Origin of the sequence: Listeria monocytogenes ATCC 19117 (genome assembly GCF_000307025.1) — a bacterium.
GTDB lineage: Bacteria > Bacillota > Bacilli > Lactobacillales > Listeriaceae > Listeria > Listeria monocytogenes_B.
Genome location: NC_018584.1, coordinates 2,033,183 through 2,048,653 on the forward strand (window position 1 = coordinate 2,033,183; position 15,471 = coordinate 2,048,653).

Sequence of the window (15,471 nt, forward strand, 5' to 3'; positions counted from 1 at the left end):
ATCATTCACTAAGCGCAATCATTAGTTGGACGCAAGTAACTTCTCTACAATAATATCCAACTGTCCTTCTACCGCTAATGGATCATAATAAAACATCGTGTCAAAGTCCATTTGGTAAACATTCCCTGCTTTAAACGTCGGCAGATTTTTCCAAATTGGCGAGTTCGTTAAATCTTTTAATGTTTTCTCGCCGTCTTTAGCACTCCCAGAAGAAGTGCTTGTAACGAACATTCTATCGGCCGCAAATTCAGGTAAAACTTCCAGTGAAATCTTTTGCCAATCTTGCCCATCTAAAACATCTTTCTGTATTTTTGCTGGTGCTTTTAGTTGTAAAGCATTATAAATCGCTTGACCACCTCGCCCCATATTTTGTCCCATCACATAAAAATCTTTATCTTGTACTTCATAAATCCCTACTGTTTCATTCGGATCTAACTTGCCAGCCAACTTCGCTCTACTTTCTTTGGCTTTTTGATGAAACTTATCTAGCCACGCCTCTCCAGCCTTTTTTTCTCCAACTAAGTCCGCGATTTGGCGAACGTCTTCCTCCACATTTTTTGAAGTTGCGTACGGAATTAACACCGTTGGCGCAATTTTCGACATTGCCTCAAATTCGTCATCGTTTGAAACAATGATTAAATCAGGTTTTAATTCCGCCACTTTTTCTGCTGAAACTGGATCACCAATATCTGCAATCCCATCCACACGCCCTTTCAAAAACGGATTTTCCATTTGTTTCGCTCTAGCCCCCACAGGCTTCATTCCAAGCAAAACAATATTCCCTAGATATTCCGAAGCCACAATACGTTTCGGATGTGCTGGTATTTCTACTTTCTTTCCATTTGCCATTGTATATGTACGCATCTCGACCTTCTCTTTTCCAGCCGATTTGTTATCTCCACAAGCAGTTAAAACCACTGCAATTAAAAGCATTGACACGAGTAAAATGATACCCTTTTTCAATTGAACCCCTCCAGTAATTGATAATAATTCTCAATTAGTATAGCAACTTTATTCACAAAGTGCAAATCATTTCGGCAAAGTAACGCTTGCATCTTCACCATAAAAACTCTATACTTAACCATTGAGAATGATTATCACCTTACCTTTAAATTGGAGCGATGAAAATGAAAGACCTTCATACCGATAACTTACAAATTTCATACGACAAACGAATCATTGTTGATGGTTTAGATATAGCCATTCCAGCGAATAAAATAACCGCTTTAGTAGGTGCAAATGGCTCAGGGAAATCGACTATTTTAAAAACGATGTCCCGCTTAATGAAACCTAGCAAAGGCGCTGTGTATTTAGATGGCAAGACGATTCATAGTCAGCCAACGAGAGACGTTGCCAAACAACTAGCTATTTTGCCACAAAATCCTTCTGCACCTGATGGTTTAACGGTGTTTGAATTAATTTCTTATGGACGTTCCCCACACCAAAGTAGCTTTAAATCGATTACCGCAAAAGATCGCGAAATTATTTTTTGGTCATTGCGCGTGACGAATTTAATGGAGTTAGCGGATCGACCAATTGATAGTTTATCAGGTGGACAACGACAGCGTGCATGGATTGCCATGGCGCTTGCCCAAGAAACAGATGTACTATTTCTTGATGAACCGACGACCTTTTTAGATATGACGCACCAACTAGATGTACTTAATTTATTGAAACAATTAAATCAATCAGAGAACCGCACAATTGTGATGGTTGTTCATGATTTAAATCACGCATCTCGTTACGCTCACCATATGATCGCTATTAAAGAAGGGAAAGTCATCGCAGAAGGAACACCAACCAATGTCATGACTGAACAAACTTTAGAGGATGTTTTTAATATCAAAGCAGATATTTTAATTGATCCCCGCAGCGGTGTCCCTCTTTGCCTCCCCTACGAAACTTGCAACGGATGCGAAATTGTAAAGGAGCTTGATTCCAGTGCCAAATGAGGTTTATGATGTAACCATTATCGGCGGCGGTCCCATTGGCTTATTCTCCGCATTTTATAGTGGGCTTCGTTCCATGAAAACAAAAATTATCGATGCTGAACCTGCTGTTGGCGGGAAAGTTCGCTACTTTTTTCCAGAAAAAATCATTCGCGATATCGGTGGTATTCCCGCCATTACCGGCGAAAATCTTGTCGCAAATTTAAAACAACAAGCAGAAACCTTTCATCCGACTATTGTTTGCAGTGAGCGAGTTGTCGATGTGACAAAACTATCAGATGGCACTTTTCAATTAACTTCGCATAACGGTTCGATTCATTTTTCAAAAACGATTGTCATTGCTACAGGTAGTGGCACGTTTGAGGTCAATAAACTTGAAGCTCTACATGCTGAAGATTTTCCATTTGCAATCCATTATGATGTCAAAAATATCGAGCAATTCCGCGATAAAGTAGTAGTGGTTTCTGGTGGTGGAAATTCCGCTATCGACTGGGCTCAGACACTCGAACCCATTGCCAAACAAGTACACCTTATTTACCGTGGCGAAGATTTTAAAGCACACGAGGAAAGTGTCCGAGAACTTCAAAATTCTCGCGTCGAAATCCATATCCACCATGAAATCAATGAACTAATCGGAACAAACAATCAGTTAACCAAAATCAATGTTTGCTGCAATAAAACCCAAGCCACGAAAACAATTCAAACAGACGCACTTTTCATTAATCACGGGGTAAAAGTAGACCTTGGAACCATGGCGGAATGGGGCTTTGAACAAGCAGATTTTGGCATTGTCGTGGATGACGAGATGAAAACGACGGTTCCTGGCATTTTCGCTTGTGGAGATAGTGCGACTTACCCTCGAAAAATACGCATTATCGCAGCGGGACTTCATGAAGGGCCCATCGCGATTAATAGTGCGAAAAAATATTTAGAACCAACTGCCGCAGATGAAGCGATGATTAGCACGCATCACGAAAGCTTTATTGGTTAAAAAAAGGATTTGGGCTCACTCGCCCAAATCCTTTTTTTCTTCGCATATCCCAAATTCGACAATTCGCATCATTTCCGTAAAATCCTTCGCAAGCGGAACAAAATCTTCCATCGTCGCATTTGGATGGCTCTGCAAATAAACTGTACTAATCTCCGTAATATGTTTAAAAAGAGCCGCCATCACTTTACGCGCTGCATCCATATTTACATCTTTTTTCAACTTCATTTCACTTAAAACTTGATTCATTTGCGCCTCTGATCGCTCAATCGCCTTATCAAAAAAGCCCTCAAGTTTATCTTTCAATGCAACTGGCGGATTTCCATAAGCTTGCATAATTAAGCCAAACACAGCAGGATATTTGCGATTAAAATCCAGTTTCATCTTCGTTGACCAAATCGCCATTTCGACAAAGTCTCCCCAATGTTCCCCTTCCAAACGAACCTCCTTGGTCGCAAAATCAACCGCATAACTAACAGCCGCAATATAAAGCTTTTCTTTAGAACCAAAATAGTGAAAAATCAGCCCTTTGGAAACACCAGCTTTTGCGCAAATTTTATTCGTACTAGCCGCCTGATATCCTTTTTCCGTAAATTCTCCCATTGCTACTTCTAAAATTTTTAATCGTTTTTCATCCATTATACTTTCAAATCCTTTTTCTTATAAAGAACAAATGTCATAGCAACCATCACAACAATTACCCCACAAGAAATCAGTGCATTGGTTCCTGTAATCCCTTTATCCATAATCTCAGACGGAATTGCATAGTTAATTGGTGAAAAATATTGGAAGAAATCGACCTTATCATTCAACCCAGCCATAATTCCTAAAATATACGTTAAGAACACAAGCGCAAGTGCAACCGGAGAAGCTTGCTTAGCGGAACGAAGCACCGATGAAACCATAAAACCAGCACTCATAAATACAGCAGCCACTAGCAACTCACTAGAAAACACTCGTACAAGCTCCATTACTAAGTTTCCTCCGTCAACCCCACTCGGCTTCAAGAAAAGAACTAGCGCCACTGAAGCTACAAATGTAATCACCCAAAAAGCCACAAATGACAATAAATTCCCAATCATTTTCCAAAAAACAAGACTAGACCGCGTAATTGGTTGCGCATATAAAAATTCAATTGTTCCATCCGTTTCTTCTTTTATCAAGGCCTGCGCACCAATTAATGCTGCATACACACAAGCTGCAATAAAAATATACTGAAAAACATACGCAAAATAGGCATCAATATTCGTTAAATCCGCCATTGAATCCATATGCAAAATTTTCATCATATCTTGCGGAAGTGCATTCATCTTCGTATTCACTAAATCTTGCATTCCACTACTTTGCATACTAGGGAAGAAAGCCATAAACACCCCTAAAATCACAATCACCACAACAGCCCAAACAACCAGACTCTTTATTCGCGTTTTCCACTCAATGTGTAGGATATTCACTTGATTTCTCCCCCTTCGTATAGCGTCATAAATTTATCTTCCAGCTCTTGATTAGTAATCGTTAAATCCGTAATTTCTTTTTCTTGTAATAATGGCAAAATCGTCTTAATATCATCATCAAAAATAAGCCGCGCTTTTCCCGCTTCCTTTTCGATAATTCTTGCGCCCGCATTCGTTAATTTTTCCAGTGGCAAATTCGTTCCTTTCAGCGCGATTACTTTACCCGTCATTTGTTGATTAGCGATATCTTCCACCGCGATAATATTCCCATTTCGAATAAAAGCAGCTCTTGTACAATATTCCTGAACCTCACGTAAATTATGACTAGAAAGAAAAATCGTCATTCCTTCTTTATTTCGCTCAGTCATTTCTTTAAATAAATAATGTTGCATTAACGGATCAAGGCCATTCGTCGGTTCATCCAGAATAAATAATTCCGGCTCAGTAATAAGTCCAGCAACAATCGCCACTTTTTTTTATTTCCAAGCGACATTTCTCCAAAGCGTTTTTTCGGATCAATCGAAAACATTTCATAATATTTATTCATTTTTTGCGTTGCATTTTCAATATGATGGAACTTGGCAGCGTAATGGATAATATCATTTGCTGTCATTTGGGGATAATAGCGAACTTCACTTGGCACATAACCGACCATTTTCTTAATTTCAGCAGAGTCTTTCACCACATCTTTCCCGAGAACCGTCGCACTCCCACTCGTTGCGTAAATAAAATTCAGTAAGACTTTAATTGTCGTTGATTTCCCCGCACCATTCGGACCGATAAAACCATAAAGTTCTCCTTCATTTACAGACAAATTCACATTTTCAATTGCTCGCTTTTTATGGTAATTTTTTGTGAGCGACTCCACTTTAATTGCTTCCATGTTCTCTCCTCCACACTCAAATTGACCACTTAGTCAACTAGAGTATAATCCCTTTTGACCAGGTAGTCAATTAAGAACCATAACACAATAAAAATCTGTAAGACTGTATCCAGTAAAAGTATTCAAATTACTGTTTTCATGCTAGCTCTTTCAACATGAAAGGGAGATGCCTATGACTTTTTTGTTAGGAACTCCTGGAAAGGATAACCCATGACCGTTTATGAAGCACTCTCTTTTGCAGTCGCTTTTACAACTTTAATGTTGTTAATAAACAGTCAAAATAACACAAAAAAATAACCACTCATAAACTTTGGCGAGTTTAGTGGTTATTTTTATACCATATTAGACTAGCTGCCACCTTAAATGGGGCTTACATTTGAGGGTCATGTTCTTGCACGACTCTCTTTTCATGTTTATGATACCACATTTCCATTCTTTATGCCAAGTATTCCCAAATGAGTTTTTCATCCGATTTATTCATTTTCTTCTATTAATAGTTGCATTTTCCAGTACTGTATCGCGTACATTGTTTTTGCGTCATGAATGCATTGTTGTGCTATTAATTGTTCTGCTTCTTCCAGCGTTACTTTGACTAAATTAATAAATTCATCTGCATCTTGCGCCAATGGATGCTCCATTTTCCGGAGGTCACGCGCTACATAAATATATAAAAGTTCACTAGCAAACCCAGGTGATGTATAAAAAGAAGTGAGATACGTTAAATCATCGGACTGAAAACCAGTTTCTTCTTCTAGTTCCCGTTTTGCGGTCACGAGCGGATCTTCCCCTGGCTCCATTTTACCAGCTGGAATTTCGATAATGTTTTTTTCGAGTGGCTTTCGGAATTGCTCTACTAAGTACATTCTTCCATCTGCTGAAAAAGGTATAATTGCCACACCACCGGGATGCTTGACGATTTCGCGCTTGCCCTTTTCCCCGTTTGGTAACTCCACATCATCTACTTGCAATTCAATAATATTTCCGCTAAAAATCTTTTCTGTATGAAGCGTTTTTTCCTCTAGTGAGTCCATTTCTGCCACCTACCTCTCATTTTTTTCATTATAACATAACTAAGTCCGAGTTTAATTTACATCGCACGACTGATAACATCTATTTTCTAAATATGGTATGATAAGAACAAATAAAGGACAATTTCTAAAATATAAAAACCATTCAGCTTGCCTAGTTTTCGCTTACAAAATATACTTAAATGGTAGGTTAATTTCCATCAATCTTTATTTTAGAAAAATTTACTATAAGAAAAGCGGACCTTTTAAACAGGTACTTAAAGGAGAAGATGTATAATGACCGTTTTTAAAAAGATATTAGCATTCACAGGTTCCATTTTCCTTGTCATGCTTTTGGCTGGTATCCTCACTTCACTAATCCATAGTGGTTTGGTAATTGCAGCAATTGTTATCGCTGTTGCGGCTATCCTATTTTTCTTTTCATCTAAAGCTGGGGACCGTGCGCAAATGATTGCAACTGGATTAACCAAGAAAGAATATAAATATATTCGCACTAACTTAGAAGAGGCACGTGTGAAAATTATCCGCCTTCAAAAAATCATGACTCAAAACAAAGCGTTATATTCTTTCCAAGAGCGTAACAAAACACTTTTACTTACAAAAAGAATTTATGGCATTGTAAAAGATGAGCCAAAACGTTTTTATGAAGCAGAAGATTTCTTTTTCTCCCATCTTGACTCTTTAGTGGAGCTAACAGAAAAATATGCTTTCTTAGAAAAACAACCCGTAAAAGACAAAAAAATCTATCAAACACTTTCTGATACGCGCACACTTTTAAATGATTTAAGTCGTGTTATTGAAAAGGATTTATTTACACTTTTGAATCAAGATGTGAACAACCTTGACTTCGAACTAGAAGTAGCGAAAAACTCCATTTCTAAACAGAAAAAGAAATTTGAAAGGGGTACAAAAGATGACCGAGAACAAGCCAAGTGAAGAAACAAATGAATTAAAAGATTTAGTAGTTGAAAAAGAATTCAACCAAACGTTAGATGATCTCCTTGCTAACCCGTTTGGATCAGATGGTGAATCAGCTGCAAGTATCGTAAATAATGAAACAGATGCAGCTCCTCGCCTTGTCGATATGCTTACTGAAACAAATAAAAAACAAGCATTAGAGTTATCCAAACAAATCGAACCTGGAAATCAAGCAGCGATTCTTGGATACGGAGCTCCAGCCCAAGCCAAACTCCACGATTTTTCTCATTCAATGTTAGCACATGTACAAAAGCAAGATGTTGGACCAATTGGCGATATTATTAGCGATTTAATGTATCGTTTACAAGAAGCGGATCCCGATGAACTTGCCGCTCGTAATAAAAATGTTTTCACTAAAATGTTCCACCGAGTAAAACAATCCATCAACGAAATTACTTCTAAATATCAAAAAATTGGTACCCAAATTGACCGCATCGCGTTGAAACTGGAACATTCCAAAAAGCGTTTAATGGAAGATAACTCTTTCCTAGAACAGCTTTATGATAAAAATAAAGATTACTTCCAAGCACTTAACATCTACATTGCTGCTGGAGAATTAAAATTAGAAGAAATTAATACAAAAATGCTCCCAGAACTTCGCAAAAAAGCAGAACAAACTGGCGACCAAATGGATTACCAAGAAGTGAATGACTTAACGCAATTTGCTGACCGTCTGGATAAACGAGTATATGATTTACGCCTAAGCCGTCAAATCACTATCCAACAAGCACCGCAAATCCGCTTAATCCAAAATACAAACCAGGCACTTGCTGAAAAAATCCAGTCTTCCATTATGACTGCGATTCCACTTTGGAAAAACCAAGTAGCTATCGCGCTTACCTTGCTTCGTCAACAACAAGCCGTAGCAGCTCAGCGCCAAGTTTCTGAAACAACGAACGAACTTCTAAAACGAAACGCCGATATGCTAAAAACAAACGCTATCGAAACAGCGCGTGAAAACGAAAGAGGTATCGTAGACATCGAAACACTTAAAGAAACGCAGTCCAGCTTAATTGAAACCTTGCAAGAAACGCTTAAAATCCAACAAGAAGGCCGTGCTAAACGTGCCGTAGCAGAGAAAGAACTTGTAACAATGGAACAAGAACTTAAAGAACGTTTACTGGAAATGAAATAATCAAAAAGGCTAGCACCTAAATCGTGCTAGCCTTTTTTATAGTCCTTCTAAACGTAAATTTTCAAAATAAACGGGTTTTAAATTGGTTACAGTAAGCCCAATCAAACGAATACTATCCTGACCAGTATAGCTTTCTCTTAAAAGAAGGGCCGCCGCTTGATAAATTTGACTTGCATCATTGGTATATTCGTTTAAAGTAAGCCGCTTAGTAATGGTTGTAAAGTCACTGTAGCGTAGTTTTAGTACTACCGTCTTACCATGTTTTTGTAGTTTAATGAGCCGTTCTTCTACTTTTTTGGCAAATTGCATGAGGCTTTGTTCGAGAACTCGGCTATCTAACACATTAAATTCAAAAGTAGTTTCTTTACCAACGGACTTGCGATCACGATGCGGATTCACAATGTTGTTAGAACGACCTCGAACATGTCGATATAAATGATAGCCATGTTTGTGTAATTCGCGAATAAGGTCCCACTCGCTCCACTTCTTCAAATCTGCTCCCGTTTCAATTCCTAAACGATGCAATTTTTCTGCGGTTACTTTCCCTACCCCATAAAATTTAGTGACTGGTATTTGTTCTAAAAAGGCTTCTGCTTCTTCTGGTGTAACTACCGTAATACCAGCAGGTTTCTTAAAATCAGAAGCGATTTTTGCGATAAATTTATTAAATGATACGCCGGCAGAAGCAGTTAGACCAAGCTCTTGGTAAATCGTCTGCTGAATCTCGCGTGCAACCATTGTGGCGGATTTCATTCCTTTTTTGTTTTCAGTTACATCCAGATAAGCTTCATCTAAAGAGAGCGGTTCGATAATATCCGTATATCTGGAAAAGATCTCGCGGATTTGATTAGAAACCTCTACATAATGAGCCATATTGCCGTGAATAAAAATACCGTTCGGACAAAGTTTAGCAGCTTGCCTGGTGGGCATAGCTGAATGCACACCGAATTTGCGCGCTTCATAAGAACAAGTCGCAACAACTCCGCGTTTATTAGGGTCTCCACCAATAATAAGTGGCTTCCCTCGAAACTCAGGATGGTCGCGTTGTTCCACAGATGCATAAAAAGCGTCCATATCAATATGAATAATTTTTCTACTCGTATCCATAACTGCATCTCCTCCGAAACGAACAAACGTTCTTATTCAATTATAAAGGTTATCCTCATTAATTACAAGAAAAAAATACCCTATTTTCATAAGATATTTTCTTCCATTTTATTTCTTTAAAAATGCCCCTTTACCGAAGAATTCGATAACTTGTGGCATTACTTGATAAAGTCGTGTTGCTATATTCATTACAAAAGGTAAATTGATTTCGCGACGCTTAGTTCCCATAATTTGTACTGTTTTACGCGCAACCTTTTCTGGCTTTAACACTAATTTGCCAACTGTTTCTAAATAGTTTCCTGATTTATCCGCTACATCGAAAAAGTTTGTGGCAATCGGGCCAGGATTAATCGTTGTAACATGGATTTTATCTGGCATTAGTTCTAAACGAAGTGCATTAGAAAAGCCTAAAACCGCATATTTCGTGGCTGAATAAACGGTTGATTTAGGTGTAGCGATTTTAGCGGCTTGGGAAGCAATATTAATAATATGTCCAGCTTTGCGCGCTTGCATTTGCGGTAAAATCAGTTGTGTGAGTTGAATTAAGCCAAGTACATTCGTATCAAACATTTTTTCAATTGTCTCAAATGGAATATCTACCGCATTTTCAAATAAACCAAAACCTGCACAGTTGACTAACACATCAATTTGATAGGATGCATTTATCTCTGCGCTGACTTGTTTCACTTGCTCAAAATCAGTCATATCTAAAGTAAAATAAGTCGCTTCTACTGAAAAATTATCATGTATATCTTTTTGTAATTCTATTAATTTTTTCGTACTTCTGGCTGTTATAATAACATTACCACCGGACATAGCAACTTGTCTTGCGATTTCAGCTCCAAGACCGTTAGAAGCTCCGGTAATTAAAACCGTTTTATTCTTCAAAAAAGGGTTCATTTTGTCACTCTCCAATTGGAAAAACAGCTAAGTCATAAGCTATTTCAGTATTTTCAAAAATAGTTTTTGCTTCTATTAATAGTTCTTTACTTGCATCTCGATCATATCTTGAGCTGATATGGGTTAAAATTAATTTTTTGACATTGGCGGTTTTAGCAAGATTGGCTGCTTGAAGCGTTGTAGAATGCATGTATTCTCCTGCCATTTTTGCTTTATCGCCTTCAAACGTTGCTTCATGAACCAAAATATCGGCATTCAGTGCTAGTTCTAGTTCGTTAGCAGTTTCTTTTGTATCACCAAAAATACTAATAATCTTCCCTTTTTGCGGCTCTCCGATATAATTTTTACCATCAATGACGCGTCCATCAGCTAATGTTACGATTTCGCCGTTTTTCAGCTTTTGAAAAACCGGTCCCGCTTCGACGCCGTCCGCTTTTAATTTTTCAGCATTGAGTGCACCTTGTTTATCTTTTTCGACAATACGGTAACCAAAGCTACGTACGCCATGATCAAGATCGTCAGCTGTAACTAAAAACATTTCATCTTCAAAAATCAAACCTGGCTCTATTTCTTCAAAATTAATTTTATATGTAAGCCTTGTTCCACTGAGTCTTAAGGAAGTTTCGACATATTCTGCTATTCCGGCAGGACCGTAAATAGTCAAATTAGAGTCCCCTCCTTGAAAAGAACGACTACTTAATAAGCCTGGCAGTCCAAAAATGTGATCTCCGTGCATGTGAGTAATAAAGATTTTTTCTAGTTTACTAAGTTTAATTTGGCTTCGCATGATTTGGTGTTGTGTTGCCTCTCCGCAATCAAATAGCCAAATTGTATTTCGTTCATTTAACATTGAAAGTGCGATGGATGTGACATTACGGCCTCGCGACGGTACGCCTGCTCCAGTTCCTAGAAAAACAAGTTCCATAATCTGTTTCATTCCCTTCCCAGTTCGTGTCTTATTTTATCATATTCTTAAACGAACAGGAAATAAACATTTCTAAGAAAAAACCCTTATAATTCAGAAATAACTGTCAAATTAAAAAAATATTCAAACCAAACAGTTGCACAAATGCTTCTTTATGGATAAAATAGTATGGACTAATGAGGAAAATTAATAGCTCATTTAATAAGGCCTTTTTTTGTGGGGTTCTTTTCAAACTAAGAAATCTTTTTCTTAGCAGTTAATTTTTGCCATTAAGAGAATAAGAAAGAGGGTAAATGACGTATGACAGATGAGTTAGAACAAAAAGCACTGATTACTATTTTTGGCGGTACGGGAGATTTGGCAAATCGCAAACTTTACCCTTCGCTATATCATTTGTACAGTAAGGGATCTCTTGGCGACAATTTTGCTGTTATTGGAACGGCTCGTCGTGAATGGAGTAACGATTTCTTCCGTGATAAAGTAAAAGAGTCTATCAAAGACATTGACGGTTCCGAAAAAGACGCGGATGCATTTGCTTCTCACTTCTACTATCAATCTCATGATGTGACAAATAAAGAATCTTATGTAACTTTAAAAGATTTGTCTGATGAATTAGATGCAAAATACGAATTAGGTGGCAATCGCCTCTTCTATCTTGCAATGGCGCCGAATTTCTTTGGAACTATCGCAAGTCGCATTAAATCTGAAGGATTTGTAGATACAGATGGCTTTCATCGTTTAATTATCGAAAAACCATTTGGTCACGATTTAGCTAGTGCAGAAGAATTAAATAATTCGCTTCGTCAAGCATTTAAAGAAGATGAAATTTATCGTATTGACCATTATTTAGGAAAAGAAATGATCCAAAATATCTCGGTTATTCGTTTTGCAAATTCTATCATTGAATCGCTTTGGAATAATCGTTACATCGATAACATCCAAGTTACTTTAACTGAGGTGCTTGGGGTTGAAGATCGTGGGCGCTATTACGATGAAAGTGGCGCGCTTCGAGACATGGTTCAAAACCATATTCTCCAAATCGTTTCTCTACTTGCGATGGAGCCACCAATTAACTTAACGACACGCGAGATTCGTCATGAAAAAGTTCGCGCGCTTCGTTCCTTACGCGTTTTTGAAGGTAAAGAAGTTCACCAAAACTTTATTCGTGGTCAGTACGGTCCTGGTGAAGTAGGTGGCAAAGAACTCAAAGGCTATCGTCAAGAAGATAATGTGGATCCTCATTCCAATACGGAAACGTTTGTTGCAGCCAAACTAGAAATCGATAACTTCCGCTGGGCTGGCGTTCCATTTTATATTCGCACGGGTAAACGTCTTGCGAAGAAAACGACCCAAATTGCGATTCAGTTCAAAGATGTACCGCTGAATTTATTTGGTCAACAACAATCGCTTGGTGGTAATGTGCTTGTTATTCATATCCAACCGGACGAAGGTATTACACTTCATTTGAACGTCAAAGAACCTGGTCAAGGTATGGTTACAATGCCAGTCAACTTAAATTATATTCATTCCTCTCCAGACGGCATGAACACACCTGAGGCTTACGAAAAATTGATTCTAGACTGTCTTCGCGGTGATGCGACTTACTTCTCTCACTGGGATGAAGTATCACTATCATGGAACTTTATTGACCATATAGCAGATGTTTGGACAAATACGAAAGATCATTTCCCGAACTACAAATCCGGTTCGATGGGGCCTAAAGAAGCAGACGACCTCATTCAACGCGACGGATTCCAGTGGTTCCCAATCGATTAATCAAAAAACCAGAAATATGGCTACCCTAGCCTATTTCTGGTTTTCTTTGTTTACTTGCAAAAACCCCTATGCATGTTAGAATAGAGAGGAAAACTAACTAGTTAAAGGAGCTCATATAATGGCTGAAAATATTGATGACTACTTAGAAAAAGGCATGTATGGGGCAAAAGAGATTAATCCCGCTGAGAAGAAAAAATATTTAGGAACTTATCGCGAACGTGTTTTAGTTGCACTCACAAAAGAGGAAGTTTTGACCCAAGAGTATCTTCCAGAACTAGAAAAAGCAATACTAGAAAACAGTGACTCCAAGCTTCTTTTAAACGGATTACTCCATTATAATTCTTTACGCCCTTATATTAAACTAGCAGAAAAATGTAAACATGAATTTTCGATTGTTACTCGTTTAGAAGGTGAAACAGATATTTACCTCGTCCTCGCCTGTCAAAAAGCGGTAAACAAGGAAGACATTCATTTATATAAAGAAGCAGAAGTAGAACAAGAAGAAGAACCTGTCTCGTTACTTGAGAAGGTTCGTAAACTGTTTAATTAAGTTTTCCGCTTACTATTTAGGAGGTCGATTTATGCTACACATTATCACTCTGTCACTCGCTATTTTGATGGCGTTACAAACGATTTATTTCTTCATCCGTAAAAATGTTAATATGGGCGTTATGTTTTTGCTCATAACTGCTGCACTTCTTTTACTCAGTACGATTTAATGGAATTCCTGTTTCGATAGCTTGCTTTAAATTTCGCTGCATGACACCAATTCCTGATGCCCCGTCAAGTGGGAAATTAAATACTTGCTTACCATCCGTGATGCTCGTCAATAACCCTCTGAACTTTTTGCCGCCTAACATCGGAATTGGTTCGGTAGGGTTTATTTGTAGTTTCTGCCACTGCTCCTTTAATTCCTCGAGTTGAATCGTATCAGCACTAGTCCCTTTCATGGTGAAGCGGACATCATATGTTTTTGAAATAATATCGTCCGGTCGCAAAAAACCATATTTGGGGGATAATATTAAATATTCATTTGCAAACTGTTCCGCATAGGCTCTACTTAAACGATGAAATGTTCCTGTATACACTTCGCTTGCTTTTACTGGACCAATATCTGGCGACTTATCCCATATTTTTGGTTTTCCAGATGCAATAATAATCAGGTTCGTTTTATTGGATATTCCCACATCATCACTCTTCCTTGTTTCTCTTCTGTATCTTTTTCTTTGATATGTACGAAATGGTTGTGTTTTAGTACTTGTATGGATGCCATGTTCTGCTCGTAGCTTCTGGCAAATATGCGATGAATGGCGGGCTGTTCTTCTAGCCAAGCAATCATACCTATAAGCGCTTCTGACATATAACCTTTATTTTGATAATCTGGTACGATGCTGTAGCCAATTTCGATTTCTCCCGTTTCGTCCGGATTTCCTTGTCCACCAATTTCGCCGATAATTTTATTTTCTTCTTTTAAAATGACTAGGCGTGTCCATTTAATCATTCTATCGTCTTTTTTCACGTTTTCTAATACATATGGTAAATAAAAAAAGAAATCAATTCCTGGCCAGTCAGGTGACACATGGTAGCCACTTGCTTTTTCCAAAGCTTCTGTCCCATTAATCGTTGCCTGAATCATTTCTAGTGTGTAATTAATTAATATTAATCGATCTGTCTCTAAATTATCCACAACAATAACCCGGCTTTCCTACTAATTTATTACTTTCAATTTAGCAGAATTAGATAGAAGAACGCAACTAATGTGTGATTTTTTATCCGAATTATTAAATAAATAATAGAAAACTATAAAAATAAAACTATTCTGACTATATACTTGACCTTTCATTTTTGAATGCGCTTCCATTTAAGTTATACTTCAAATATAAGACCTGGTACTAATTTCAGCTAAAAGTGTAAGTTGCTTGAATTGTGCAAACTGACGGAAAACTTTCAAAATAACAATTGACAATCGCATGGCAACCATATATATTAAATACTAACATAACATTTCTTGATATTAATTTTTTTCAAAAATGTGCGACTAATCGAAAAAATAAAACCATTTAACGAAGGGGATAATGACTTATGAAAACGACCAAATCAGTCATTACAATTTTATTACTCTAGAAGGACTTTGAGCACTGTAGAAATTTACAGTAGTTTGAGTCCTGTTTACGTTAAATGGGATTCTAGCAAAGCATCCCATTGTTTTCATCATTGGGGTGCTTTTTCTTTAGCTAGATTTCGAGTTTTCAAGCATCGAAAAGCCATTATCAAGCAAGCAGCTACTTAATCATATATATTAATGCCACGCTATTTAGTGAATTCTAAAAATTCAGTGTCGGCAAATA

Annotated in this window: 16 protein-coding genes and 1 pseudogene; 7 read left to right on the top strand and 10 right to left on the bottom strand. The window is 37.7% G+C overall.

What is annotated here, in order from left to right; genetic code table 11:
• Positions 1-21: 21 nt before the first annotated feature.
• Complete coding sequence (locus tag LMOATCC19117_RS10025) at positions 22-963, bottom strand: iron-hydroxamate ABC transporter substrate-binding protein (protein WP_003727985.1); 942 nt, start codon at positions 961-963, stop codon at positions 22-24.
• Between the two features lie 164 nt (positions 964-1,127).
• On the opposite strand from LMOATCC19117_RS10025, the gene LMOATCC19117_RS10030 reads away from it, so the two are divergent.
• Both LMOATCC19117_RS10030 and LMOATCC19117_RS10035 read left to right on the top strand, forming a co-directional pair.
• Positions 1,128-1,952, top strand: a complete 825-nt coding sequence (locus LMOATCC19117_RS10030) for an ABC transporter ATP-binding protein (RefSeq protein ID WP_003727984.1) — start codon at positions 1,128-1,130, stop codon at positions 1,950-1,952.
• Positions 1,942-2,940 (top strand): NAD(P)/FAD-dependent oxidoreductase, encoded by a 999-nt coding sequence (locus LMOATCC19117_RS10035; RefSeq protein ID WP_003725860.1) that lies wholly within the window; start codon positions 1,942-1,944, stop codon positions 2,938-2,940. The genes LMOATCC19117_RS10030 and LMOATCC19117_RS10035 overlap by 11 nt, the downstream gene beginning before the upstream one ends.
• Before the next feature lie 15 nt (positions 2,941-2,955).
• Here LMOATCC19117_RS10035 and timR read toward each other — a convergent pair whose 3' ends face one another.
• The 4 genes and pseudogenes from timR to LMOATCC19117_RS10055 all read right to left on the bottom strand — a co-directional run bounded on the left by timR (position 2,956) and on the right by LMOATCC19117_RS10055 (position 6,305).
• Positions 2,956-3,576: a macrodiolide transporter TimAB transcriptional regulator TimA gene (gene timR, locus LMOATCC19117_RS10040; RefSeq protein ID WP_003727983.1), complete on the bottom strand. Its 621-nt coding sequence runs from the start codon at positions 3,574-3,576 to the stop codon at positions 2,956-2,958.
• Entirely contained in the window at positions 3,576-4,391 is an 816-nt protein-coding gene (gene timB / locus LMOATCC19117_RS10045) for a macrodiolide ABC transporter permease TimB (protein WP_003727982.1), read from the bottom strand. The genes timR and timB overlap by 1 nt, the downstream gene beginning before the upstream one ends.
• A pseudogene (gene timA, locus LMOATCC19117_RS10050) lies at positions 4,388-5,274 on the bottom strand (macrodiolide ABC transporter ATP-binding protein TimA). Before timA ends, timB begins: the two are co-directional and overlap by 4 nt.
• Before the next feature lie 473 nt (positions 5,275-5,747).
• Complete coding sequence (locus LMOATCC19117_RS10055) at positions 5,748-6,305, bottom strand: NUDIX hydrolase (RefSeq protein ID WP_003725864.1); 558 nt, start codon at positions 6,303-6,305, stop codon at positions 5,748-5,750.
• A gap of 273 nt (positions 6,306-6,578) precedes the next feature.
• Here LMOATCC19117_RS10055 and LMOATCC19117_RS10060 point away from each other — a divergent pair, with 273 nt between their 5' ends.
• Positions 6,579-7,238: a 5-bromo-4-chloroindolyl phosphate hydrolysis family protein gene (locus tag LMOATCC19117_RS10060; RefSeq protein WP_003725865.1), complete on the top strand. Its 660-nt coding sequence runs from the start codon at positions 6,579-6,581 to the stop codon at positions 7,236-7,238.
• Positions 7,216-8,415 carry a toxic anion resistance protein gene (locus LMOATCC19117_RS10065; RefSeq protein ID WP_003725866.1) on the top strand — a complete coding sequence of 400 codons (1,200 nt, stop codon included), beginning with the start codon at positions 7,216-7,218 and terminating at the stop codon, positions 8,413-8,415. The genes LMOATCC19117_RS10060 and LMOATCC19117_RS10065 overlap by 23 nt, the downstream gene beginning before the upstream one ends.
• A gap of 36 nt (positions 8,416-8,451) precedes the next feature.
• Here LMOATCC19117_RS10065 and dinB read toward each other — a convergent pair whose 3' ends face one another.
• The 3 genes from dinB to rnz form a co-directional block, all read right to left on the bottom strand.
• Positions 8,452-9,522, bottom strand: coding sequence for a DNA polymerase IV (dinB, locus tag LMOATCC19117_RS10070; protein ID WP_003725867.1), 1,071 nt, complete (start codon positions 9,520-9,522; stop codon positions 8,452-8,454).
• Positions 9,523-9,630: 108 nt separating this feature from the next.
• Positions 9,631-10,422, bottom strand: coding sequence for an SDR family NAD(P)-dependent oxidoreductase (locus LMOATCC19117_RS10075; RefSeq protein ID WP_003725868.1), 792 nt, complete (start codon positions 10,420-10,422; stop codon positions 9,631-9,633).
• A gap of 4 nt (positions 10,423-10,426) precedes the next feature.
• Complete coding sequence (rnz, locus tag LMOATCC19117_RS10080) at positions 10,427-11,347, bottom strand: ribonuclease Z (RefSeq protein ID WP_003725869.1); 921 nt, start codon at positions 11,345-11,347, stop codon at positions 10,427-10,429.
• A 300-nt stretch (positions 11,348-11,647) separates the two neighbouring features.
• Here rnz and zwf point away from each other — a divergent pair, with 300 nt between their 5' ends.
• The 3 genes from zwf (at position 11,648) to LMOATCC19117_RS10095 (ending at position 13,842) form a co-directional block, all read left to right on the top strand.
• Positions 11,648-13,123 carry a glucose-6-phosphate dehydrogenase gene (gene zwf / locus LMOATCC19117_RS10085; RefSeq protein WP_003725870.1) on the top strand — a complete coding sequence of 492 codons (1,476 nt, stop codon included), beginning with the start codon at positions 11,648-11,650 and terminating at the stop codon, positions 13,121-13,123.
• Positions 13,124-13,241: 118 nt separating this feature from the next.
• Entirely contained in the window at positions 13,242-13,673 is a 432-nt protein-coding gene (locus LMOATCC19117_RS10090; RefSeq protein WP_003725871.1) for a YueI family protein, read from the top strand.
• Positions 13,674-13,704: 31 nt separating this feature from the next.
• Positions 13,705-13,842 carry a hypothetical protein gene (locus LMOATCC19117_RS10095; RefSeq protein ID WP_003727979.1) on the top strand — a complete coding sequence of 46 codons (138 nt, stop codon included), beginning with the start codon at positions 13,705-13,707 and terminating at the stop codon, positions 13,840-13,842.
• On the opposite strand, the gene LMOATCC19117_RS10100 is transcribed toward LMOATCC19117_RS10095, so the two are convergent.
• On the bottom strand, positions 13,825-14,310 hold the full coding sequence (locus LMOATCC19117_RS10100) for a DUF6884 domain-containing protein (RefSeq protein WP_003727978.1): 486 nt from the start codon (positions 14,308-14,310) through the stop codon (positions 13,825-13,827). The genes LMOATCC19117_RS10095 and LMOATCC19117_RS10100 overlap by 18 nt on opposite strands.
• The gene (locus LMOATCC19117_RS10105; protein ID WP_003734410.1) at positions 14,283-14,810 is read right to left on the bottom strand and encodes a GNAT family N-acetyltransferase; all 528 of its coding nucleotides are present in this window, start codon (positions 14,808-14,810) and stop codon (positions 14,283-14,285) included. Before LMOATCC19117_RS10105 ends, LMOATCC19117_RS10100 begins: the two co-directional genes overlap by 28 nt.
• Positions 14,811-15,471 lie beyond the last annotated feature (661 nt).